Source organism: Alicyclobacillus fastidiosus (genome assembly GCF_026651875.1).
GTDB lineage: Bacteria > Bacillota > Bacilli > Alicyclobacillales > Alicyclobacillaceae > Alicyclobacillus > Alicyclobacillus fastidiosus.
Genome location: NZ_CP104067.1, coordinates 4,286,328 through 4,308,179, shown reverse-complemented (window position 1 = coordinate 4,308,179; position 21,852 = coordinate 4,286,328). Strand labels below are relative to the sequence as shown.

Below are 21,852 nucleotides of genomic sequence, written 5' to 3'. Positions count from 1 at the left end.
GTATAATGTGGAAGATGACCCTTTGGTGGGAGTTGGTATTTTGACAAAATTCACGACGAAGCGAGTTGGACGTGTTTACGTCCATTTTTTGCCTCACACGCGATTTCGAACCAAGGATTTGACCATCCGTCTACATATTCCTCTTAAGCGCGAGAATGTGACCCAAATGGCCCTTCTGCCTTATATGTGGATGAACGGAACGACGTCTAAACCAACCACGCGTGAGATCATGATGGCCGCGGACGACCTCTACGGAACAGTCGTGCGCTCCAGCCTTGGGAAGCGCGGGGAGTACCACATTATGGAAGTTGGCGCCAACATCCCCGACGTAAGCTCCCTCACCGCAGAACCGGTGGTGGAGCAGGCCTTGGCCCTTGTCTGCGAAATCCTTTTGAATCACGGTCCGAACACTGCCGCGTTCTCGGAGGAGTCCGTACGTCAGGAAGTCGATTTACATCGGCGCCGAATCGAGGCGGCGCGGGACGACAAGATGGGGTACGCCCTGCAGTCTTGTCTGGCGGAGGTCGCAGAGGGGACGGCGTCTGCGTTGCCGAGACTCGGCTACGCAGAAGATCTTGCGTCATTGAACTCGAAGGTGCTCTATGACGCGTATCAGTCGCTCTTCCAATCGGCTGAAGTCCACGCCTATCTCGTCGGGCCCTACGCGGACGCAGATGCGCTGTCCGAGCGGATCATCGAGCGGCTGTCACCAGTACTCGCGGGCGACGGCGCGGCGAAGATGCGCGTCAATCCGCTACCGACAGGGCAGCGACAGAGTTTTCGCAACGTGACAGAACATCAGGACGTCGCGCAAGCCCAACTCGATCTCGGCTATCGAACAGGGGTCAATTTCTCCTCCGAGTCATACCCTGCCATGCTGATGATGAACGGCGTTCTTGGTGGGTTCGCGCACTCTAAGTTATTTTTGAACGTCCGTGAAAAGCACTCGCTCGCCTACAGCGTGTGGTCTCATTTCGATGCCATGACCGGGAGTCTCGCGGTCATGACGGGGATTGAACCGAAACAGTACCAAAAAGCACTCGATATCATCGAGGAGCAGGTTCAGGCCATCAAGCGTGGCGCCATCACGGATGACGAAATGGACTTCACCTTTCGGGGATTACAAAATCAGTACACGGTTTTGCTGGACCAACCTGCGTCACTCACGAGTTGGCATTATAACGGCGTCCTCTGCGGTGAACACCGGGACATCGAACAACTGCTACAACAGCTCAGCCGCGTGACCAAGGAAGAAGTCGTATCCGCGGCGAGCCAGCTTGAACCAAGTACCATCTACTTCTTGACCGGTGAGGGGGATGCGAAGTGACGGACCCGTTGGTGAACCATGCCGAGGCTAGCCAGATGCAGGTGATCGAACGCACGCTCGACAACGGATTGACGGTCTGCCTGATCCCGAAGGCCGACTTTCAACAGACCTTTGCGATGTTTGCCACCAAGTACGGATCAATAGACAATGAATTTGAGTTGGATGGCAAGCCAGTGCGCGTTCCTGACGGCATCGCGCACTTCTTGGAGCACAAGATGTTCGAGGACGACGAGCAGGAGGTATTCTCTCAGTTTGCGGAACACGGCGCCTCGGTCAACGCGTTCACGACGTTTGACGAGACGGCGTATTACTTTTCCGGCACGTCCGATTTGCGGGAGAACATCGACACACTGCTGAATTTCGTCCAGAAAATCTATTTGACGGACGAGAACGTCGAGAAGGAAAAAGGCATTATCGCACAGGAAATTCGGATGGGGGATGACAACCCGGATCGCCGTGTCTTTATGGATTTGCTCTCTGCCATGTACGCAGCGCACCCGGTTCGTATCGACATCGCCGGAAGTGTGGAGTCCATCTACCAAATTGACCGGGAGACACTGCTCAAGTGCTATCACACGTTTTACCATCCCAGCAATATGATGCTGGTCATCGCTGGAGGATTCGATCCTGAGCAAGTGATGGGGTGGGTCGTCGAGAACCAGGCTCGCAAGAATTTCCCAGATCCCGTAGAAATCAAACGGAAATATCCAGTGGAACCCAAGGCGCCGAAGACGGACGTCTCCACGACCGTTTTGCCCGTGTCTTTGTCCCGGTGCTTAATTGGCTGGAAGGACACTGTGGACGGCCTTGCGAAGGGAGAACTCCTCCGGCGGGAATTGCTTACAGGACTCGTGCTCGACGCGCTGTTTGGCAAAACGACTGCATTCTACGGCGAGCTCTTGCGCGACGGCCTCATCGATAAAGCGTTCTCGTGGGAGTATGAACTCACGGATCAGTACGGATATACCGTGGTAGGTGGAAATGCGCCCCGTCCCACGGAATTGGTCGCTAGAGTGAAGGCGCACGTGCGTGACGCAGTGAGCCGTGGGATTGCGGACGAAGATTTTCAGCGTGCGCGGAAGAAGGCCATCGGCCGCTTTTTGATGAGCCTCGACCAAGTCTCCTACGTCGCCAGGTCGTACCTCACGTATCGCCTGCGCAATGCGGACTTTTTGCAGACCATCGAGGTTTTGCAGGGTCTTCAACTAGCAGATGCCAATGAGCGCCTCAAAGAACACCTGAGCGAGGAGCAAATGGTCGTATCGACCGTATTACCCAAGGCCGAGGCTGCGTCATAGGGTGGCAAGCCCCGCGTCGGATTCGCGCACGACGAGACTTCCTGGCAGGGGCAAGCGCCAGACGGCCCCGCCACGAACGCCGGATTAGATCTTGCAAAAGACCTGTCCGGCGCGATCGGGCACGGCCAACATCCGAGGAGCAAGCCCGTCGAAAGGGCAAGGAAGTTTGTCAACCAAAATTGTGGAAATCCGGCATAATTCGGCGGTTTACGCATGAGACACCTACCGCTCAGAGGACTCTTCACCTCTTTATCTCGACCATAGGACAAGCTGCTTGCGAAGTGTGTCAGATTGTGATGTCGAACGCCTGATAGCTTAAGTAATGGATACATAGGAGCGGTAGAACATGGTGTGGCTGACTGTCGTTGTCGTCGTGATCCTCGTGGTCCTCGTCGCTGGAGCGCTGTTTTTTATGCTGTATCGCAGGGCCACAAGCCGTTGGCCACATCCGCCGTATCGCTCTCCAGAAGCTTCGCCGAAACCGGACGAGTGGGGAGACGAAGGGCTCTACATCGCGTGGATTGGACACTCGACGCTGCTGATTCGAATGGACGGGGTCAACATCATCACAGATCCGGTGTTTTCCGAGCGGGTGGGCGTTTCGCTCCCGCTGTGTACCATCGGCCCACGTCGGCACGTGGCGCCCGCTTTGGCGTTGGCGCAATGCCCCCCAGTCGATGTGGTCCTTTTGTCCCACGCGCATATGGATCACTTCGATTACCCAAGTCTCCGGCACCTCATCGGCCCGCAGACGCAGGTGGTGACCGCGGCGAACACCGCCCGCCTGATCCGCCGATTCGGACCACGCGGGGTGTTCGAGTTAGAACCGGGCCAAGCGGTGGAGTTGGACTGTGGCGTCACCATCACCGGACAGCGCGTGAAACACTGGGGTAGTCGGTTTCCCTGGAACCGAGACCAGGGGTATCAAGGGTACGTGATTCAGCGTGGCGATTGGTGTGTCTTTTTCGCGGGGGATACCGCGCTGACGTCGGAGATGGAAGCTGTAGCGAAATTTCAACCGCAGGTGACGTGTATGCCGATTGGCGCGTACGCACCAGAGACCTTTCAAGGTGCGCATTGCACCCCGGAACAGGCGTGGGAGATGTTTCTAGCCACTGGCGCACAGCACCTCATCCCTATCCACCACGACACGTTTGTCTTGTCGCAGGAGCCGCTGGACGAGCCGATCAACCGGCTTTTGCGAGCCGCGTCTGCGCGCGAGGAGGTCATCGCGCTGACCAAACATGGAGAGACGTTCGCGCTCACACGTCAAAACTTCTGAATACAGAGGATTGACGTTTGCTAGTCTTTCTATGAAAATTCAGCCTATAGAGTCTGCCCGTCGCAGTAGCTTTTGGATTGCATGGGCAGGGAGATGAGAAGGAGTTTGGCTAAGGATGAGAGAAGCTCGTTTGCATGTCGGCTGGCCGGGTCTGTTATCTGCGTACCGCGAGTGGTTGCCAGTGGACGATAACACCCCGCTGTTATCTCTGCACGAGGGGAATACGCCGCTCGTTTATGCTGCAAAACTCAGTGAACTGTTAGAAAACGACGTATATCTCAAGCTCGAGGGTGCAAACCCGACGGGATCGTTTAAAGATAGAGGGATGGTCCTCGCCGTCGCAAAGGCCAAGCAGGCTGGCAAACAAACCGTCATTTGTGCCAGCACGGGAAACACGTCGGCATCGGCCGCCGCCTTTGCCGTACGCGCAAACATGCAGGCGGTCATCCTCATTCCGCACGGATATGTCGCGCTTGGCAAGCTGGCTCAGGCCGTCCAGTACGGGGCACGGATTGTCGCCATCCGCGGAAACTTTGACGAAGCACTCGAAATTGTGCGAGATGTGGCGGAACCGCTCGGCATGGAAGTCGTCAATTCTATCAATCCATATCGGTTGATGGGGCAGCAGACCGCCGCGTTCGAAATCTGTGATGCGCTTGGCACCGCACCGCACGCCTTGTACATCCCAGTCGGCAACGCGGGCAACATCAGCGCCTACTGGATGGGGTTTGAGGCGTACGCAAAAGCGAACAAGGTCGCATATACCCCGAAGATGTTCGGCTTTGAAGCGGAGGGTGCCGCGGCCATCGTGCGCAATCAGCCAATTGATCACCCCGAGACGTTTGCGACCGCCATTCGCATTGGTAAGCCGGCGTCTTGGGACAAGGCCGTGAACGCGGCGAACGCATCTGGCGGAGCTATCGATTTTGTCACGGACGATGAAATCGCAGAGGCGTACCGCCTCATCGCGCGCGAGGGCCTGTTTGCGGAACCGGCGTCAGCCGCCAGTGTCGCAGGGCTGCTCAAACGCCACCGCGGCGGTCAACTGGAGAAGGGACAAACACTCGTGTGCGTCCTAACCGGCAATGGTTTGAAGGACCCAGACAGCGCGATTCGCTTGGCGGGGGACGTCACCGAAGTGGTCGACAGCGACAAGCAAACGGTCGTTTCGCTGCTTGGGAAACGCGTATGATCCGAAAGCTCACCGTTCGTGTACCGGCTACGAGTGCCAATCTCGGACCGGGTTTCGACTGTCTCGGATTGGCTCTGGATTTATTCAATTCGTTTACGCTTGTTCTCGACGAACCATTTCGAATCGAGGTCACAGGGGAATCCGCCGAACGTCTGCCGCGTGGCGAAGAGAACGTCGTCGTACAGGCGATGCGGCGGGTATTTCAAGACGCTGGGCTGGCGGCTCAGTCGCTCCCCGCGTTTTCCCTGCATCTAGACAATCAAATTCCCGTGTCATCGGGGCTTGGCTCCAGTGCGTCCGCCATTGTCGGCGGACTCGTCCTCGGCAACGCACTCGTTCGGGAAATTGCACCGCAAAAGGAGCTCCCGGTGGAACGGATACTGGGTATCGCGACGGAAATGGAAGGTCATCCAGACAACGTCGCGCCCGCGCTGTTCGGCGGCGGGGTGCTTGCCTTTCACGACAAGGCGGGCCTGCGCACAACGCCGGTCCCGATTCCAAGAGATCTGCGTTTTGTGGCTGCGACGCCCGATTTTGCATTAAGCACCGAGCAGGCCCGAAAAGTGCTTCCGACCACTTACCCGAGAGGGGAAGTAGTGGAGAACATCGCGCAGTGTGCGAGACTGATGCTGGCTTTGTCCACCCATGACCTAGATCTGCTGCGGGGCGGACTCGTCGATTACCTGCATGAGCCCTATCGACGACCCCTCGTCCCGGGGGCGGACGAAGTCGCTTCGGCCGCCGTCGACGCCGGTGCGTTTTCGGTCACCATCAGCGGTGCCGGACCTACGCTACTAGCCTGGTGCACAGCGGAACACGCCATCACTGTGGCGGATGAGATGACTCTCGCCTGGCTGAATGCGGGCATCCCCTGTCGCACTTTGGTGTTAGAGCCAGCGCTCACCGCGACCGCTGCGCAACGTTGTTTCGATTGAGTGTTTTTTGGTACAGCCCACGCGTCCCCTTGCCTCGTACCTTTTGGTCCTGGCGAGCATACGCTTCTTTGAGACGAACGTCAGTCGACAAAGGAGTGGGGACGCGTGGGTTTTTCGCGGAAGGACGAACTCGAGCATTTGTTGGATCAGGTCTACGGCGTGACGGTCATGAACATATCGTGGTACGACTCATTGTACTTAAAGCGCGTGGCGGCCAAGCTCGAATGTATGGACGGTTGGCGCAAACTCAAGCGGTATACGGGCACGGAAGAGGCCTTGCGCCGGTTTTACAAAAAGCACCAAGCGCTCGTGCACACGCGGTTGTCAGGTCTTCCTAAGTGGTACAAAACACGCGCGGGCAAGCCCTACGTGAAGCATGGCGAGGAACTCTATTATCTGATTGATTGGGTCAACGGACGCCCTTTTCAATATTCGGAATCGGACGCCCGCGGCCTTGGGCGTACCCTCGGCACTATCCACGAGACCAGTCCAGACCTCAGTGCCTTTCGCCACCCGCAATGGCGAGTTCGGTTGCGCCCTGCGGTGTATGCGTCGCAGCTTCTCCAACAGGGAATCTCGCGACGGCTCCCGACGACCGCTCGTCGCTTTGTCGAGCGGGAGGGGGAGGATATTCAAAAGACGCTTCATCGCTCGTTCCATCGATTGCAGACCTTGCACAAACACCTCAAACCAGGGGTGGTGCACGGCGACGTGACGGTACCCAACGTCTTTTTCGTGGGGAAACAGGCGCGGTTGATCGACTGGGAACGCCTCGACCTCGGATTTCCCTTAGAAGAGCTGGCAAAAGCGGCGATGAACACGTGTAATTTTTCCGTTCCACTCGTCGAGCAACTCCTCACCGGCTACGGGTACGACCAATTTCACCGCCACGAACAGGCCATTTTCTCGGCCTTCTTCGAGATCCCGCGCGAAGTCATTCACCTGCTGCGGCGCGCGGCGCGCAGTGGCACCCACGCCAAGGACGAAGCACAGTGGGATTTCGTCATCGAGACGTGGGAAAAGCGCCGGGAACTTCATCAGCATTTTTTCGTTCGCTGAATGGGGCTCGGGCGGCCAGGATTTGCCCGCCGAAGGGAAGTGCACCGGCACGGGCTTGGCCGTAGGTACGGGGGCGGAGCGGACAAGCATCGGTCTTGTAGTACAATATGGTTGAAGGAGAGGTAATGGCCAATGAAAGAACTGCTACATAACACGCTTATGGAACTGCTTGGCATGGAGGTCATCGAGGCTACGCCAGACAAAGTGGTGATGACGATGCCAGTGGACGCGAGAACACATCAGCCGATGGGGCTGTTACACGGTGGGGCCAGCGTCGCGTTGGCGGAATCGGCTGCGAGCCTCGGGTCTTTGCTAAACGTCAACACCGACGAGAAAACGGCCGTCGGCCTTGAAATCAACGCCAATCACATCCGCTCCGCCAGAGATGGCATTGTCACCGCCGTCGCAACGCCCGTTCACCGCGGCGCGACAACGCTCGTCTGGGACATTCGGATCACGAACGAGCGGGATCAACTGATTTGCATATCCCGCTGCACCGTCGCCATCATTGCCCGCAAAGCGAAGAGCGAGTCCAACAGCAGGAAGTAGTGAATGGTCATGTTCTATGAATCAACCATCCGGGTTAGATTCCGAGATACGGATATGTATGGGCACGTGAACAATGCGTCCTACGCGACCTTCATGGAGGAAGCGCGGATTCAATTCATCGAGGAGCATTTTGGAAGTTTTTCCATCCCGCTCATCCTCGCGAGCGCGGCCTATAAATTTGTTTCGCAAACGAAGTTTCCTGAACATAGGGACATCATTTCGCGGATGTGGGTCAGGAAGCTGGGGCACTCCAGTGCAGAATTGGTGACGCACCTGTTGGCGATTGACGGAACGCGATTGTGTGAGTGCGTCCTAACCGTCGTCCACTTTGACTACCAGGCACAAAAGGCGGCGCGAATTCCGGACGATGTGCGTCAAGTGTTAGAGCGATATCTTCACAGCGAGGGGGAAGTCCCGTATGGCAAATGATGCTTCGAACGTTCCTTCGACTTGGCTTGGTACTTGCGACCTGTTTTCCCTCGAGGGAAAGCGGGCCGTGGTCACAGGGGCGAGTCGCGGCATCGGACGCGCTCTGGCTATCGGACTCGCCGCGGCTGGTGCAGACGTGGTGTTGATAGCGAGGGATACCGCACTGCTCGCGGATGCGACGGAAACGATTCATCGGCATTTCCCGAATCGATCCGCCACTGCCCACGCCTGTGACCTCACGAGCGTCGAGGAGATAGCGGCTACGGTAGCAGCTATCCACGCACAAGGGCCAATTGACGTCCTCGTGAACAACGCCGGTGTGAACATCCGCACACCTGCACTCGACGTGACGCCAGAGGAGTGGCAAACCATCATCGACACGGATTTGCGCGGCGCGTTTTTCGTGGCTCAGTCCTTTGGACGGGAGATGGTCAAGCAGGGAAGGGGAAGTATCGTCAACATCTCGTCCGTCGGTGGGCATGTGGCGCTCCGAACCGGTGTTGTCTACGCGGCGGCCAAGGCGGGTGTCATTCAGATGACGAAGGTACTGGCCTTGGAGTGGGGGAAGCACAACGTTCGCGTCAACGGTATCGGTCCGTGGTACTTTCGTACGCCATTGACCGAGAACCTGCTGAATCAGCCCGCATATTTGGCGGAGATTTTGGCTCGCACGCCGTTGAACCGCGTAGGCGAGCTGCACGAGCTCATCGGCCCGACCGTGTTCCTGGCATCGGAGGCGGCGTCTTACATGACTGGTCAAACGCTGTTTGTCGATGGTGGCATGACGATTTACGGATTCTAACGACGCGCCCAGTCTTCAGCCAAGAAAGAGGCGGCCTCTTACGTCCGCCTCTTGCCCCTTTCTTTAGTCGTTTTCCCGAGTGGGTTCGTCTACAATCCTCAGTGAATGAGGCGCCTCGTTTGCCTCACCTTCCACAAAATGTTTGAGTTTGGCCAATTTGTTGTCCCAAAACCGCTCGTAGTAGGAAAGCCACTGTTTGACTTGTCGCAGTGGTTCAGGCTCGAGTCGATATCGTGTCTCACGCCCAACTCGCTGCGAAGTGACCAGGCCGGCGTCGGAGAGAACGTGCAGGTGTTTGTTCACGGCCGTGCGGCTGATGGGAAAATGTTCACTGATAGACGTGATGGGCAGTTCCTGGTCGGCCAGCAGCCCTAGGAGCTTTCGACGGGTCGGGTCAGCAATGGCTTGAAACACGTCGTGTTTGAGTGCAGGCGTCGCCATGATTACGCCTCGACATAGTCACGAACGGCGTACTGCAGCTTCTCCCAACCCTGGTCCATGCGCTCGCGGATGGCGGCGTGGGGTTGGCCGAACTCCGTGACGGTGTTCGCATCCCAACCCGAATGTGTCAAGGTCAATTCCGTTTTGACACCAAGCTCCTTTAACTCAAATGAGAGTTGCCAATCCTTACCCCAATTAAACCTCAACAGGTGAGGGGGATTCAGATCTGTTACCTGACAGGGAACGATGCCGTACGGGCCTGCATCCAATGTGAATTGATAACCTTCCAGCGGTTGAAACGTGTTTGGCATGAACCACGCGGTAATGCCTTCGGATGTCGCGACCGCGGCCCACACTTTGTCGATTGGGGCGTTCAGTACGATGACCTTACGGATGTCGGGAAGTGCGCTCGATGTGTTTTCAGACATTGTCTGCCTCCAGTTGGATGATATGTAACACCCTTTGGTTTCGGATTTACTATATAACACCTTTAGGTGTTACGTCAAACGAGGTGCCGTGTGCTGGTCGGGTGCGCGGCGGGTGAACGAAAGAACGGCGTGCTCGTCTTTCCCGAGCACGCCGTCTACGCTGTATTCTAGAGTTTGGCCTATTTCGGTTGGGCCGCTGACACATCAGGGTTTGACGTCACGTCTGGCATTCTCCGCGCTAGAAATGCGCGGCGGGCCGACTCCTCGACTGCGTCGTCGAGCGGATCGAGGTCGGGAGAATGACCCGCATATTCCAGGGCGGTGGCGAGCACCGCATCTGCGAACTGTGGATTCTTCGGGAGCAATGGACCGTGGATGTACGTTCCCCAGATGTTCAAGTGATGGACACCTTCGTGCCCGCTCTCCCCGTCGTTGCCGTGTCCGTGTAGGACTTTGCCAAGTGGACGGTGTTGATGTATGGTACGGCCGCCGTGATTCTCAAAGCCCATCACGATACCGTACTCGGTTTCAATCGCCACGTTGCCGATGAGCCGTGGTAAGCCCGTACCCGCGCTCGTGTACATATCGAGAATGTCGAGGCCCTGGATCTTTTGCCCGTTTGGCAGCTGATAGTAAGCCCCTAGCAACTGGTATCCTCCGCAGATGGCTAAGAGCGGCAGCCCCGATTCGACGGCCTCTTTGAACTCTTGCTTGTGCTTGAATAGGTATTCGCCGACAATTTCTTGCTCTCTATCTGAGCCGCCTCCAAGTAACACGAGGTCGTACGCAGACAGACGGGGTGTGTCTTGGTGTGTCACTTCGTGAACGGTAGCTGTGATTCCACGCCAGCGAAGGCGTTGCACCAAGGTGACGATATTACCGCGGTCCGCGTACAGGTTGAGTAAGTCAGGATACAGATGCGCGATATTCAGCGTTCGCTCGTTCATGGTCTCTCGCCTTTGCTGTTAGAGTATGGACGGTCTTGTGAAGCAGCGTATATGTGCAGAGGGCAAACACAGGGACGTGTTGAAGGCGAGCGGACTCAATCGCAAAATCCATCGCCGCGTCCATGTCGGACTCCACGCGGATGCGCGAGCTGTCGATGCCGGCGTATTTTAAGCGCAGGGCCATGTCTTCCGCGCGATATCCACTGGTGATAAACGACACGACGTTGTCGTCCTCCGCGAACAGTTCAAAGTCCGCATCCCAGAGCCAAGATACGTCGCGGCCATCGGCGGCGAGGTCGTTGATGCCGATGACGACGACCTTCTCGCCAGGTTCTGACACCACCGCCTGAACAACGCTGTCGCAACCCGTCGGATTCTTTACCAGGTTCAACGTGACGGGCGCCTTTGTATCGAAGGATTGCATGCGGCCGTCCGGCGGATTGTAGTCCGCCAAGCCGTCGTGAATGGGTCCAGCCCAGAGCCCGACGACGCGGGCTGCAGAGGCGGCGGCCAGGACGTTATAGGCGTTGTACAGACCTTGCACGGGCATCTTTAATTCCACTTCTGGCAGTTGCGCCTCGCACAGCGCCATCGTCTTTCCGCGATAGACGCCGATGAACTCTGGATGCGGGCGCGAAAAGTCGCATGACGGGCAGCGGTACAGCCCCAATTGTCCGTACCAGAACGCGTCGTACACCAGCTCGTGCCCACAGTTCATGCAAAACTGTCCGTCTCTCATCTGACGGCGCAAGGCGGCGCGAGCGGTGTCGCGCGACATCCCGTAGTAGAATGTCTTGCGGCTTGCGCGCAGGCCGAGATTGCGACAGATGGGATCATCGGCGTTCAATACCAGGCAGGCGTCCGTTTTGCGGATGGCCGAGAACAACTTGTCGACGGTGACGTCGAGCTCGCCGTACCTGTCCAACTGGTCGCGAAAGACGTTGGTCACGGCAATCACGACGATGGGAAGGCTATCTGCCAAGAGCGGGAAAGTGGCCTCGTCCACCTCGAGGACCGCCGTCTTGGCGGCGAGTTTGCCCGTCCAACTCGCGTGTTGGAGAAAGGCCGTCGCGATGCCTTGGAGCAGGTTGGCCCCTTTGTGATTTGTGATGACCGGTTCCTCGTGCTGCATCATGGCTGCGAGTAGGGAGGTCGTCGTGGTCTTTCCGTTCGTTCCGGTGACAACAATCACCCGCTCGATGCGCCTGCCAAACCAGGCTAAGAGACGGGGTGAAAACTTTAAGGCGATTTTCCCTGGGAAGCTAGTCGCATCCATCCCTCGCATTCGCAAAAGCCAGGTGACCAACTTACCAATCCAAATGCCGAGCATGACTCGTCGTCCTTTCAAAGCGTAGGTGCGGTGACAAGACCGAATCGCGCAAGTGGCCGCAGATTGTCGGCACGCCTGTGCGCATGACGCGCAGTTAGTGCTTGCGCATGTAGTCGAGGACCAGGCCATCAATCGTGGCCTCGTCCGTCCAACGGTCATCGAAGTTCTCCGTCAGGAAGTACTGTTGAAGTTGTGATTTTGTCGTCTCGTCGTACGTCGGGCCGGAACCAGCCTCGTAGCCTTTTTGTCGAAGCAGGTCGCGTATCTCTGCGAGTGTGTCGCCAGAAAGCGGCAAAACGTCCTCTTGTCGCGTCCTGCCGAAGTACAGGCGCTGAAGGTGGAGGAGCCTGTCTAATTCTTGAATGGGCGAGGCGTGTTCGTCGACGCGGAGATCGATAAAGCGGTCGTTGAAGCCACCGTAGCCAGCGCCTTGCTTGGCGATGTAGAGTGCGGCGGACTGCATGCCGCGCTTGTCGCCTCCGGCCGCTTGCGCCAGTGACAGGGCGCGAATCAATCTATCCGCGAGGGCCCCCTCCGACTGAATGCCCTCCACGAGACCGTCGACGACTGCCGCCGACGCGAGAATGTTTCCTTGTGCTGCAAACCCTTGTCCGGCGATTCCACCCGCGTACGCAAAGCAGCCGCTCCCGGTGTACGTGGCACTGTCGCCGCGCGCGTTGACGATGCCTATCTGACGGGCATCTTTGTCCTCATCTAAGCCCGTGAGTTGCGCGATGACCTCACTTGGGTGCAGTCCTTGTTCGAGGAGCTCGAGGCCGCGCGGTCCATAGCTTGTATTCGCCCAGCTCTGCGTCGCAATCGCGCCGACACCTGCGCGTACCCAGGGCACGACCGAGCCGACTGCGAGAAATTTGGATTGCACGCCGACGCCGATCTCGCCGGTAGCCACGTCGACAGCCACGATGGAGAATGTGGCTACGGCGGGAAGGTGATTGCGGATTGGGGTCTTCGTCAAAAAGGGTCAGCTCCTTAGGGAACGAAAATATTCAATCGTTCGGGCTTCGAGCCAATCGCCGTCGCGCCAAGGCCCGTGGTTCGTACGACCTTTCACGTGGATTATACTATAATATAATGACCGATAGATGTCGGTCTAAGGACGGAGGTAGTCTAGATGTTTACGGAATCGGCCATTGAGGCAAACAATAAACAGCAATTTTACGACCAAATCGCAGAGCAGCTCCACCACTTGCTCGCCGGCGAGCCAAACGCAATCGCCAACTTGAGCAACATGTCGTCGCTGTTGAACCTGTACTTGAAAGACATCAACTGGGTCGGCTTTTACCTGTGGAGTGAGGACGACGGCGAACTCATCCTCGGTCCGTTTCAAGGGAAGCCGGCGTGCATTCGCATTCCGTCTGGCAAAGGCGTGTGTGGCGCCGTCGCAACAAAGCGGCAGGCGATGGTCGTCGAAGACGTATTTTCCTTTCCTGGCCACATCGCGTGTGATCCCGCGTCGAGATCAGAAGTCGTCGTGCCGATTGTCGTCGAGGGCAAGCTGATTGGCGTGCTCGACATCGACAGCCCGACGCCCGCACGCTTTGACGAGGAAGATGCCCGCGGCCTCGAACAGGCAGTCGCCGTGCTGTGTAAGCACACCCAGTTTTAACTTCGAGGAGGAACCTAGTTGCTGTTATATGGTTACAAGCGCTGCTCAACTTGTCGTGACGCGCACAAAACGCTTCAGGAGAGCGGGGCTAACGTGCAGTTTCACGACATCGTGGACAGGCCGCCGAGTGAACAAACCATCCGCACTTGGATGGAGCGGTCCGGACGTCCAGTTGAGGACTTTGTGAATACGCGAGGGACGGTCTATCGCGAGCGAGATCTCAAACATGCGAAGTTTACCGAGGATGAGTGGATTCGCGAATTGTCCAAGGACGGCAAGCTTCTCAAGCGTCCCATTCTGGAAACGGACAAGGAAGTGTTTGTCGGTTATCACGAGGGCGCGTACCGCCGCATCGCCTTGGGAGAGGACCAGTAACATGAGGCGTCTATTCTTCGGCCTCGAGTTGCCCGACGAGTGGAGGGACGAGCTTCACGCCTTGCAAACTTCCCTCAAAGCACGCCATGTGGAAGCGGGTGCCTGGAGCAATCCGAAACTTTTACATATCACAGTACTGTTTCTAGGGATGGTGTCCGACGAGGACGAGGAAGCGATTGCCGAGGCCGGTCGTCGCGCGGCCGAGCAGGTGGGACCTATTCGACTCACGACGGGCGCGCTTGGCCAATTCTCCCGGAACAAAGTGTTTTGGCTGGGGTTGTTGCGCAACGAGACAGATTGGGACAAGCTCGCCCTGCTCAACCGCGCGGTGAAGGAACAGGTGTTGGAGCGATTGGCATTGGACTTGGACGAAAAGCACTATCGACCGCATATCACCTTGGCGCGTAAGTTGCGCTCGCAGGTGGACGTGGAACGATTGAGAGCACCGGCCAAATTGACGACGCTCGTGCCCAACCTCATCTTGTTCGAGTCCACCCGCATCGACGGACAACTACAGTATCCAGTGCGAGCCCGGTTCGAGCTGAGGGGGCCGGAGAACTGACGGGGAATTGGGGCGACTGCGACTGGTCGCCCCTGTTATCTCCGAGTCAGAGTCCGTTTAGTTGTTTCGCTCCCGCCGCTTCTTCTCGTAGTAGACGAGCCCTAGCGCATCGAGCACCACGTCGATGTCGAGCACGCGTAAATCCAGAGCGGTTTTTCCTTGCCGCTCGAGGTCGTCGGCGATCAGGCGGCGCAATTCTGCCACCACCGTTTGCGTCTCGATGTCAGGACTGTAAATCCGTTCGATCACGGCCGCAAATGCGTCCGCCAAACGGCGGGTGTGGTCGATGGCCTCCAGCTTCAAAGACTTGCCGAAGTGCGCGTGATACACCCAGTCGAACGGAAGCGTTAGAAGCATGTCGAGGGTTTGGTGGACCGCCACTGGGTCGAAGTCGATAGGGGAACTCGACGGAGCGATAAACTCGAAGGGAAACCCAGTGAATTCCGTCGGATAGCGAATCCCTACCGCATCTCCGGCGAACAGGGCACGGTCCACTTCGCTCAAGATGGTGAAGTGGTGTTTGGCGTGCCCAGGGGAGTCGAAAAATTGGAGCGTGCGCCTGCCGATGGAGAGCGTCTCCTCGTGCTCTCTAACCAGGATGTGTTCAGTCGGGACAGGCACTACGCCGCCGAAGAGTGCCTCGGTTTTGTCTCCATAGACCTGCGTCGCGCCAGCCCAAAGTTTGCTCGGGTCGGCCATGTGGCGCGCGCCGCGAGGGTGCACCACGAGTTGTGCTTGGGGGGCTTTTGCGATGAGTTGGCCGGCGCCGCCGGCGTGATCTAGGTGGACGTGCGTCACGACGACGTACGCCAAGTCATGTGCTGACAGTCCAATGGCTGACAATCCGGCCATCAGGGCTTCGTGCGAATTGGCGGAGCCGGTCTCGATCAAAGTCGGCTTCTCGTCGAGGATGACATAGGCGCCGGTGCGGTAGCGAAGCCCTTGCTCCATCAAATCGATTTGCCAAATGTCGTCCGTCATCTTCACCGGTTGTGGAAATGCTGGTCTCTGCATGTCGTCACTCCTGTCCCGTCCGCCGGCGTGCATGGTTCCGGCGACTATCGCTTATGCTTACGTGACCCTTTGCTGTCGCTATGATTGCGACTGCTCGTCCGGTTTTCGCGCGTTGCGCTCGACTCCTGTTGAGCCTTCCAGGTCAGCGAGAGGTTCCGCCTCATTTGCGACGTCTCGTCCGACTGAGACTTGCGCGCGCCTGTGCTGGATGGCCAAGTGTTTCGGCGCGATGAAAGGTTGGTCACCTGCGCTGGCCGTTGCGCACGAGAAGACATCGGTTGCTGCGAGGCCTGGACCCGGTCCGCTCTGAATTCATCGACCGACAGAATTTCCGCCAAGGAGTCCACGTCGGTCACCGTGTCGGCCGTCTCGCGCGAGACGCTCATGAGAATCCCCATGGCGAGAAGGTTGATCCAGATGTCCGTGCCTCCGTAGCTGATGAAAGGCAGCGGAATGCCGGTCACAGGCAACAGCCAAGTCACGGCGCCAAGGTTGATGGCGGCCTGAATGATGATGGTACTCGTCAACCCGATGGCGAGGAGGGCGCCAAACCGGTCTCGCGCGTACCGTGCCACGCGGAATCCGCGCCAGATGAGGACGGCGAAGATGGCCAGTAGCCCAGCGTCGCCGAGCCAGCCCCACTGCTCCGTGAACACCGCGAAGATGAAGTCCGTATAGGGCTCTGGCAGGTAGCCTGTGGCCATGACGCTGAGATCGAACCCGCGTCCGGTCAGGCCGCCGTTTGCGATGGCGGTGAGGCCCTGGATCAGCTGGTAGCCTGAGCCCTGCTGCGATGCGGCGCTAAACGGGTGCAGGAACGCGTCCATCCGACTGCTCCGGTACGAGGCGAAGTGAATCAGCAAATAGCCGATAGGTGCCAATATGCCAAGCGAGATGATCAGCGGGCGCATGCGCAGCCCCGACGCGAACATGACGACTACCGCCGTGCCGAAGAGCGCCATCGCCGTGCCCATGTCCGGTTCGATAAAGACGAGCGCGGTGAGCATCATCACCACCACCATCGCCGGTCGAAACGCCCGGCGCGTGTCGTGGAGCACCGTCATCCTCTTCGTGAGCAAAAAGGACAAGTAGATCACGACGACGATGATGGCCACCGCCGACGGCTGCAGGTGAATGCTCGAAGAGCCTAGCCAGCGCGTGGCGCCGTGGCTGCTATGGCCCACGCCTGGAACGAGTACGACGACGAGCAGGGCCACGGCTGCGAGCAGCAGCTTTGGCGCGAGCTTGAACCACGTGTGGTATGGCGCATAGGTAGCGCCGCCGAACAACAAGAGGCCGAATATGCTCGCTAAGAGTTGCCGGATGGCCATGTGGTCTGCCGCCATCCCCTCGTGCAAGTCCACGACCGTGCTGGCGGAATATACGGTAATGATGCCGATCCCGGTGAGCATGAGGACCGCAATCATAAGAATGTAATCTGGCTGATGCCGTTTGGTCCGCAATTGGAACACCACCCTTGTGAATGCAGACAGTCCAAACTAAATTCGACATTTTGGGCCGTTTCCCTGCACACCGGCATACAGTCCATTTTTTGTAAGTGGAACTGGCCACCGTCGAGATGATTCCGTCGTCGACAGGTGGCCTCAGGGGGTCTTCGGGCGACGTACGCGCGCGGGAAAGCGGGCCAAGGCCGCCTGCGCACTACGGCACAAAGCCTCTCAAAAGCGCTAAAGCGCGGTCGGGAGCCGCCGAGGTTCCGGCTGACCCTATCCTCACCACCAGTGCATCCCCACTGCAGTGATACCCAGGATGGCTGCGAGTGGGATGGCAATTTGCCAACCGCCGCCGGGACCAGGGGGAGGAAGGGGTGGACCGCCGCCGGGCCCGATCGGCATATGTCGCATCATGCCATCTGGGTAGAGAGGCATGCCTTCGAAGGCAAGTTGTGGATCACGCGTTGGAACCCGCCCGAGGATGATATGATGTTTGCTGAGATGGACGATGACTCCTTGAAACGTTCCGAAATGCGTATGCAAGTGAACGTGCTGACCTAGGTATTCGCGCACGTGACGATGCGTAACCATGGATATACGCCTCCTTTGACAATGCCTAGCTTATGGGGCAGGTATCCCGGATGTAGCGGCGCATGCACAGACTGTCCACCGTCGTTTATAATTGGGGGGATTGCGAAATGTCCTCGCATCCATTCACGGATGATGCAGAATTTTTAACGATGGCGCACCGCGGAGCGTCGATGAGGGCGCCAGCCAACACCTGGCCGGCGTTTGAATTGGCGTCGAAAATGGGCGCAAACGTCATCGAGACGGACGTTCACTGGACGAAGGACGACCGACTCGTGGTCTGCCACGATGACGTTGTCGATCACGTCACGGAACACACCGGCCGCATTCGCGACCTGACGTACAGGGAGTTGCGTGCACTCGACTTTGGCTATCGCTTCACGCTCGACGAAGGGAAGACTTTTCCGTTTCGCGGGAAGGGCGTGCAGATCATGACCTTTGACGAGTTGCTCGAAGGCCTGCCGGACGTCCGTGTGAACGTCGACCTAAAGCCGAAAGAGCCGCGAGTGGCTTCGTTTCTTCGCATACTCGACGAGCACAACGCGTTTCATCGCGTCATGCTGGCGTCGTTTTCGCATCAAACCCTGGTCGAGGCGCGGGCTCGAACGCCAAGGGTAGCGACCAGCGCGTCGACGCGTGAAGTCGTTGAATTTCTCCTGCGCATCCCGTCGCTCCTGCGCTTCTTCGGCAGACGGGCAAAGGTGCCGTATCTGGCCCTGCAGGTCCCGAGGTCCGCTTGGGGCAGACCGCTGGTAAATCGACATTTTGTCGAGCGGGCCAAAGCCATGGGCGTGGCGGTTCACGTGTGGACTGTCAACGACGAGAAGCAGATGAAGGAGCTTATCGAGGTAGGCGTCGACGGCATTGTCACCGACTGCCCGGATGTCTGCCTGTCCGTTCTCCACGCATCGGTGTAATCTGCGATGTCAACGGATTGACATCGCCACTGCTATCAACCCGACTCGAACACGGAGGTAACTGGTTTTGGAAATGCTACGTCGCAACATTCGTGATCTGGATTTCACCGTGTTTGGCGTCCTCTTACTGTTGGCCGCATATGGCACCATCGCCGTGGACGCCGCGACACACAGCCATGCGAATCCCTACATTCCTAGCCATATAATGGTGAAGCAGATCGCGTACGAAATCGTGGGGATCGTCGCGCTGTTGGTGACGACCGTCTTCGACTACCGAGTTCTGCGCAAGTACCGGTGGTGGCTGTATGGAATTTCGGCGCTCTTGCTCGTGGTCGTCTTCGGCTTTCCGGCCACCAGTGGCGCGCACTCGTGGATCAACCTCAAGGTGGTCACGATTCAGCCGTCGGAGTTGGCGAAAATAGCCTTGATCATCTGGATGGCGGCGTTTATGGCCGACACGGATGAGAGCGAAGTGCCTGACTATCGCTTACGCAAGGTGTGGGTGCTCGCGCCCATCGTCATCGTCCCGTTTGCGCTGACGTTTGAAGAGCCAGCACTGGGACAAGCGCTCGTCATTATGGCGCTCGCCTTGACGATGTATACCGTGTTTGCAAAACGAACGCATTTCGCCATCATCATGTTGTTTGTCGTCGTCATCGTGGTCGGCTTCAGCGTCGCCGCCGTGATGTTTCCGGATAAATCCCAGTTGTTCATCAACAACGTCATCGTCGACAAGTTGCATCTGTTAAAAAGCTATCAGGCCAGTCGGATCACGACTTGGCTAGATCCCAACTACGACGTGCGCAAGGACGGCTACAACGTACACATGGCGCAGATTGCTATCGGCAGCGGGCAACTGTTCGGGGAGGGGCTGTTCAACGGGATCGAGACAAAAGGTGCCTGGGTCCCGAACCAATGGACTGACTACATCTTCTCCGCCGTGGGCGAGGAGTTCGGATTTGTCGGCGCGGCTGTACTCGTCCTCTTGTTCTTGATGCTGATGTATCGTTTAATCAAAATTGCGGCGACGACGGACGACTATTTCGGCATGTACCTGGCGGCGGGCATCATTGGGATGTTCTCTTTCCAGGTGTTTGAAAACATCGGCATGGACATGTACCTGAGTCCTTCGACGGGCATCACGTTGCCTTTCATCAGTTACGGGGGAACGTCTCTGGTCGTTGACTACATCGCCGTCGGACTGGTTCTCAGCGTCGGCGTGCGGCGACGTAAACTGCGCTTTGATTAAGGAGAATGAACCGAAGTGGATATCCGCCTAGCTGAACGAATAAATCGATTGCCCGCGCAATTTTTTGCGGCGCTGACCAAACGAGTGGCCGAAGTACAGGCGCAGGGGAACGACGTCATCAACCTCGGCCAAGGAAACCCAGACTTGCCGACGCCCCCTCACGTGGTAGAGGCCTTGCGAGCGGCTGCGCTGAATCCGGCCACCCATCGTTACGCCCCATTTCGCGGCCTGCCGCGGCTGAAACAGGAAGTGGCTGACTTCTACCGCCGCACCTACGGCGTGTCGCTGAATCCGGAGGAGGAAGTCGCCATTCTCGTCGGCGGCAAAACAGGATTGGTGGAAATCGCCGAGCTCTATCTCGAACATGGGGACATTGCGCTCGTTCCTGACCCTGGATATCCGGATTATCTGAGCGGGATTCAGTTGGCAGGTGGAACGGCGCGTCCGTTGCCCATCACGAAAGAAAACGGGTATCTCCCAGACCTCGATGAAGTCTCCATCGAGGAATGGACGAGGGCGAAGGTCTGGTACCTAAACTATCCCAATAACCCCACTGGTGCGGGTGCCACGTCGGAATTTTTTGATGCGGTCATCGACCGGGCGCAGCAGCATCAAGTGGTCGTCGTCCACGACTTCGCGTACGGCGCGATCGGATACGACGGGAACCAACCGCCTTCTTTCTTGCAACAGCCCGGCGCTAAAGAGGTCGGCGTGGAGATTTATACCATGAGCAAGACGTACAACATGGCGGGATGGCGCGTGGCGTTTGCCGTCGGGAACAAAGACGTCATCGCTCACTTGAACTTGATTCAGGACCACTACTACGTATCTATCTTTCCGGCTATTCAGGAGGCGGCCATCGCGGCGCTCGGTCCTGATCAATCGTCGGTGCACGCCCTCGTCGACACGTACCAGAGGCGCAGAGATGCGTTCCTGTCTGCGGCTGGGGAGCGCGGTCTCACCGTTCCGGCGCCAGCGGGATCGTTTTTTTGCTGGGTGCCTATCCCAAACGGTGTGGATTCGGTGACGTTTGCCGAACAGCTGTTGGTCGGAGCGCACGTCGCCGTGGCTCCGGGGCGTGGATTTGGCGAGCATGGCGAGGGATACGTCCGCGTGGGCCTGTTGACCACAGAGGATAGATTGCGGGAAGCTGCGACGCGCATTGCTCATTTCATTCGTACCAATTACGCGTAGGCACCCGTTTTGTCGGTGTTGTTCGCTCTTCAGTCGTACGGCTTTCGCTTATGCGACATCAAACAGGCCTGAAGCCCCCCTCAGGGGCGTTCAGGCCCTTCTCCGATTTGTGACCTCTGACGAAATTTGTCTGCGAGCTGGATGAGCCAGATGTGATGGTAAGGTGCTTGGTAGAGTACTGGCTCTACGCGTCTGTCCCCGGGCCCAAGCTTGTACATCCAGACAGTCGTTTGTTGTTCGATGCCTTCGTGCATGCGAATGCCGAGGTGGATGGAATCTCGATACCCGTTCTTGTAGACGATGACACCAAGTTGCCCATGCAGTTCAGCGACCATTGGACGGTACTTCGGATTTCGGATTACCGGCGCGTCGAACCACGGCGTATAGCCGTTCGCGCCGGTCCGCAACCGCTTCTCGGTCTCGATGACCACGACTTCGGCGCCCGATAGGGGTTTCCGCGTTCGGCCATCGATGACGCGGACTCGCAACTTCGCCATTTTCGCTTTCGTATAGCCCCAACTCGATGGGCCGCCAGTCGTATTTTGGCCGGCGTTTGGAGTGCTGGGCGCCGGAGCGTTGGGAGCTGGCTGCGTCGTCGAATTCCGATTGCCAGTCGACGGTGACGGCTTGTTCTGACTGCTCGCAGGCGGCCTATTCGGCGCACCTTGCCACGACGAATTGCCAGTCGCGCTGGAAACGGTAGCTGGCGCGAGTGTGGGAACCGCGTCTGCGAGGCGGTGCGCAGCTGCCGGGTGCGGGTTTGTCGGGATGGAGAGAACGACTAAAGCCGCGGAAAAGCTGCAGAGTAGAACCGTCTTAATAGAAGGAAAACGTTTCATCGACTTGTGACTCC

At 57.8% G+C, this 21,852-nt stretch carries 24 protein-coding genes; 15 read left to right on the top strand and 9 right to left on the bottom strand.

The window, feature by feature from the left end; translation table 11 throughout:
* Positions 1 to 40 precede the first annotated feature (40 nt).
* The 9 genes from yfmF (at position 41) to NZD89_RS21145 (ending at position 8,873) form a co-directional block, all read left to right on the top strand.
* Positions 41 to 1,327: an EF-P 5-aminopentanol modification-associated protein YfmF gene (gene yfmF, locus NZD89_RS21185; protein WP_268004684.1), complete on the top strand. Its 1,287-nt coding sequence runs from the start codon at positions 41 to 43 to the stop codon at positions 1,325 to 1,327.
* Positions 1,324 to 2,625, top strand: a complete 1,302-nt coding sequence (gene yfmH / locus NZD89_RS21180; RefSeq protein ID WP_268004683.1) for an EF-P 5-aminopentanol modification-associated protein YfmH — start codon at positions 1,324 to 1,326, stop codon at positions 2,623 to 2,625. The genes yfmF and yfmH overlap by 4 nt, the downstream gene beginning before the upstream one ends.
* A 346-nt stretch (positions 2,626 to 2,971) precedes the next feature.
* Positions 2,972 to 3,907: an MBL fold metallo-hydrolase gene (locus tag NZD89_RS21175; RefSeq protein ID WP_268004682.1), complete on the top strand. Its 936-nt coding sequence runs from the start codon at positions 2,972 to 2,974 to the stop codon at positions 3,905 to 3,907.
* A 115-nt stretch (positions 3,908 to 4,022) separates the two neighbouring features.
* Positions 4,023 to 5,099, top strand: coding sequence for a threonine synthase (gene thrC, locus NZD89_RS21170; protein ID WP_268004681.1), 1,077 nt, complete (start codon positions 4,023 to 4,025; stop codon positions 5,097 to 5,099).
* Positions 5,096 to 6,034, top strand: coding sequence for a homoserine kinase (gene thrB / locus NZD89_RS21165; RefSeq protein WP_268004680.1), 939 nt, complete (start codon positions 5,096 to 5,098; stop codon positions 6,032 to 6,034). The genes thrC and thrB overlap by 4 nt, the downstream gene beginning before the upstream one ends.
* Positions 6,035 to 6,139: 105 nt before the next feature.
* Positions 6,140 to 7,093 carry an aminoglycoside phosphotransferase family protein gene (locus NZD89_RS21160; RefSeq protein WP_268004679.1) on the top strand — a complete coding sequence of 318 codons (954 nt, stop codon included), beginning with the start codon at positions 6,140 to 6,142 and terminating at the stop codon, positions 7,091 to 7,093.
* 132 nt (positions 7,094 to 7,225) lie between these two features.
* Complete coding sequence (locus tag NZD89_RS21155; protein ID WP_268004678.1) at positions 7,226 to 7,642, top strand: hotdog fold thioesterase; 417 nt, start codon at positions 7,226 to 7,228, stop codon at positions 7,640 to 7,642.
* Positions 7,643 to 7,645: 3 nt separating this feature from the next.
* Positions 7,646 to 8,071 (top strand): acyl-CoA thioesterase, encoded by a 426-nt coding sequence (locus tag NZD89_RS21150; RefSeq protein WP_268004677.1) that lies wholly within the window; start codon positions 7,646 to 7,648, stop codon positions 8,069 to 8,071.
* Positions 8,061 to 8,873, top strand: a complete 813-nt coding sequence (locus NZD89_RS21145; RefSeq protein WP_268004676.1) for an SDR family NAD(P)-dependent oxidoreductase — start codon at positions 8,061 to 8,063, stop codon at positions 8,871 to 8,873. The genes NZD89_RS21150 and NZD89_RS21145 overlap by 11 nt, the downstream gene beginning before the upstream one ends.
* A gap of 63 nt (positions 8,874 to 8,936) precedes the next feature.
* Here NZD89_RS21145 and NZD89_RS21140 read toward each other — a convergent pair whose 3' ends face one another.
* The 5 genes from NZD89_RS21140 to NZD89_RS21120 form a co-directional block, all read right to left on the bottom strand.
* The gene (locus tag NZD89_RS21140) at positions 8,937 to 9,314 is read right to left on the bottom strand and encodes an ArsR/SmtB family transcription factor (protein WP_268004675.1); all 378 of its coding nucleotides are present in this window, start codon (positions 9,312 to 9,314) and stop codon (positions 8,937 to 8,939) included.
* A 2-nt stretch (positions 9,315 to 9,316) separates the two neighbouring features.
* A complete protein-coding gene (locus tag NZD89_RS21135; RefSeq protein ID WP_268004674.1) occupies positions 9,317 to 9,742 on the bottom strand; it encodes an SRPBCC family protein in 426 nt (141 codons plus the stop codon).
* 179 nt (positions 9,743 to 9,921) lie between these two features.
* On the bottom strand, positions 9,922 to 10,689 hold the full coding sequence (locus NZD89_RS21130) for a type 1 glutamine amidotransferase (protein WP_268004673.1): 768 nt from the start codon (positions 10,687 to 10,689) through the stop codon (positions 9,922 to 9,924).
* Positions 10,649 to 12,019 (bottom strand): Mur ligase family protein, encoded by a 1,371-nt coding sequence (locus NZD89_RS21125; protein WP_268004672.1) that lies wholly within the window; start codon positions 12,017 to 12,019, stop codon positions 10,649 to 10,651. The genes NZD89_RS21130 and NZD89_RS21125 overlap by 41 nt, the downstream gene beginning before the upstream one ends.
* Before the next feature lie 94 nt (positions 12,020 to 12,113).
* Entirely contained in the window at positions 12,114 to 12,995 is an 882-nt protein-coding gene (locus NZD89_RS21120; protein ID WP_268004671.1) for a DUF1028 domain-containing protein, read from the bottom strand.
* A gap of 156 nt (positions 12,996 to 13,151) precedes the next feature.
* Between NZD89_RS21120 and NZD89_RS21115 the strand changes: the two genes are divergently transcribed.
* From NZD89_RS21115 to thpR, 3 genes are read left to right on the top strand one after another with little or no spacing between them, the layout of a single operon-like run.
* Positions 13,152 to 13,646 carry a free L-methionine (R)-S-oxide reductase MsrC gene (locus NZD89_RS21115; RefSeq protein ID WP_268004670.1) on the top strand — a complete coding sequence of 165 codons (495 nt, stop codon included), beginning with the start codon at positions 13,152 to 13,154 and terminating at the stop codon, positions 13,644 to 13,646.
* An 18-nt stretch (positions 13,647 to 13,664) separates the two neighbouring features.
* Complete coding sequence (locus NZD89_RS21110; protein WP_268004669.1) at positions 13,665 to 14,021, top strand: arsenate reductase family protein; 357 nt, start codon at positions 13,665 to 13,667, stop codon at positions 14,019 to 14,021.
* A gap of 1 nt (position 14,022) precedes the next feature.
* On the top strand, positions 14,023 to 14,583 hold the full coding sequence (thpR, locus tag NZD89_RS21105) for an RNA 2',3'-cyclic phosphodiesterase (RefSeq protein WP_268004668.1): 561 nt from the start codon (positions 14,023 to 14,025) through the stop codon (positions 14,581 to 14,583).
* 57 nt (positions 14,584 to 14,640) lie between these two features.
* On the opposite strand, the gene NZD89_RS21100 is transcribed toward thpR, so the two are convergent.
* From NZD89_RS21100 to NZD89_RS21090, 3 genes are all read right to left on the bottom strand, one after another.
* Positions 14,641 to 15,597 carry an MBL fold metallo-hydrolase gene (locus tag NZD89_RS21100; protein WP_268004667.1) on the bottom strand — a complete coding sequence of 319 codons (957 nt, stop codon included), beginning with the start codon at positions 15,595 to 15,597 and terminating at the stop codon, positions 14,641 to 14,643.
* 44 nt (positions 15,598 to 15,641) lie between these two features.
* The gene (locus NZD89_RS21095) at positions 15,642 to 17,069 is read right to left on the bottom strand and encodes an FtsW/RodA/SpoVE family cell cycle protein (protein WP_431308633.1); all 1,428 of its coding nucleotides are present in this window, start codon (positions 17,067 to 17,069) and stop codon (positions 15,642 to 15,644) included.
* A 261-nt stretch (positions 17,070 to 17,330) separates the two neighbouring features.
* On the bottom strand, positions 17,331 to 17,642 hold the full coding sequence (locus tag NZD89_RS21090) for a hypothetical protein (RefSeq protein ID WP_268004665.1): 312 nt from the start codon (positions 17,640 to 17,642) through the stop codon (positions 17,331 to 17,333).
* Positions 17,643 to 17,749: 107 nt separating this feature from the next.
* Between NZD89_RS21090 and NZD89_RS21085 the strand changes: the two genes are divergently transcribed.
* The 3 genes from NZD89_RS21085 to NZD89_RS21075 all read left to right on the top strand — a co-directional run bounded on the left by NZD89_RS21085 (position 17,750) and on the right by NZD89_RS21075 (position 20,999).
* Complete coding sequence (locus NZD89_RS21085; RefSeq protein ID WP_268004664.1) at positions 17,750 to 18,556, top strand: glycerophosphodiester phosphodiesterase family protein; 807 nt, start codon at positions 17,750 to 17,752, stop codon at positions 18,554 to 18,556.
* Between the two features lie 73 nt (positions 18,557 to 18,629).
* Entirely contained in the window at positions 18,630 to 19,805 is a 1,176-nt protein-coding gene (locus NZD89_RS21080) for an FtsW/RodA/SpoVE family cell cycle protein (RefSeq protein ID WP_268008566.1), read from the top strand.
* A 15-nt stretch (positions 19,806 to 19,820) separates the two neighbouring features.
* Positions 19,821 to 20,999 carry a pyridoxal phosphate-dependent aminotransferase gene (locus NZD89_RS21075; RefSeq protein ID WP_268004663.1) on the top strand — a complete coding sequence of 393 codons (1,179 nt, stop codon included), beginning with the start codon at positions 19,821 to 19,823 and terminating at the stop codon, positions 20,997 to 20,999.
* An 80-nt stretch (positions 21,000 to 21,079) separates the two neighbouring features.
* Here NZD89_RS21075 and NZD89_RS21070 read toward each other — a convergent pair whose 3' ends face one another.
* Positions 21,080 to 21,838: a hypothetical protein gene (locus NZD89_RS21070; protein ID WP_268004662.1), complete on the bottom strand. Its 759-nt coding sequence runs from the start codon at positions 21,836 to 21,838 to the stop codon at positions 21,080 to 21,082.
* Positions 21,839 to 21,852 lie beyond the last annotated feature (14 nt).

Bases quoted from the DNA above. Each gene is read 5' to 3' on its own strand.
- NZD89_RS21175 (WP_268004682.1), top strand. From the start codon at position 2,972: ATGGTGTGGCTGACTGTCGTTGTCGTCGTGATCCTCGTGGTCCTCGTC.
- thrC (WP_268004681.1), top strand. From the start codon at position 4,023: ATGAGAGAAGCTCGTTTGCATGTCGGCTGGCCGGGTCTGTTATCTGCG.
- thrB (WP_268004680.1), top strand. From the start codon at position 5,096: ATGATCCGAAAGCTCACCGTTCGTGTACCGGCTACGAGTGCCAATCTC.
- NZD89_RS21155 (WP_268004678.1), top strand. From the start codon at position 7,226: ATGAAAGAACTGCTACATAACACGCTTATGGAACTGCTTGGCATGGAG.
- NZD89_RS21150 (WP_268004677.1), top strand. From the start codon at position 7,646: ATGGTCATGTTCTATGAATCAACCATCCGGGTTAGATTCCGAGATACG.
- NZD89_RS21145 (WP_268004676.1), top strand. From the start codon at position 8,061: ATGGCAAATGATGCTTCGAACGTTCCTTCGACTTGGCTTGGTACTTGC.
- NZD89_RS21140 (WP_268004675.1), bottom strand. From the start codon at position 9,314: ATGGCGACGCCTGCACTCAAACACGACGTGTTTCAAGCCATTGCTGAC.
- NZD89_RS21135 (WP_268004674.1), bottom strand. From the start codon at position 9,742: ATGTCTGAAAACACATCGAGCGCACTTCCCGACATCCGTAAGGTCATC.
- NZD89_RS21130 (WP_268004673.1), bottom strand. From the start codon at position 10,689: ATGAACGAGCGAACGCTGAATATCGCGCATCTGTATCCTGACTTACTC.
- NZD89_RS21125 (WP_268004672.1), bottom strand. From the start codon at position 12,019: ATGCTCGGCATTTGGATTGGTAAGTTGGTCACCTGGCTTTTGCGAATG.
- NZD89_RS21115 (WP_268004670.1), top strand. From the start codon at position 13,152: ATGTTTACGGAATCGGCCATTGAGGCAAACAATAAACAGCAATTTTAC.
- thpR (WP_268004668.1), top strand. From the start codon at position 14,023: ATGAGGCGTCTATTCTTCGGCCTCGAGTTGCCCGACGAGTGGAGGGAC.
- NZD89_RS21100 (WP_268004667.1), bottom strand. From the start codon at position 15,597: ATGCAGAGACCAGCATTTCCACAACCGGTGAAGATGACGGACGACATT.
- NZD89_RS21090 (WP_268004665.1), bottom strand. From the start codon at position 17,642: ATGGTTACGCATCGTCACGTGCGCGAATACCTAGGTCAGCACGTTCAC.
- NZD89_RS21085 (WP_268004664.1), top strand. From the start codon at position 17,750: ATGTCCTCGCATCCATTCACGGATGATGCAGAATTTTTAACGATGGCG.
- NZD89_RS21080 (WP_268008566.1), top strand. From the start codon at position 18,630: ATGCTACGTCGCAACATTCGTGATCTGGATTTCACCGTGTTTGGCGTC.
- NZD89_RS21070 (WP_268004662.1), bottom strand. From the start codon at position 21,838: ATGAAACGTTTTCCTTCTATTAAGACGGTTCTACTCTGCAGCTTTTCC.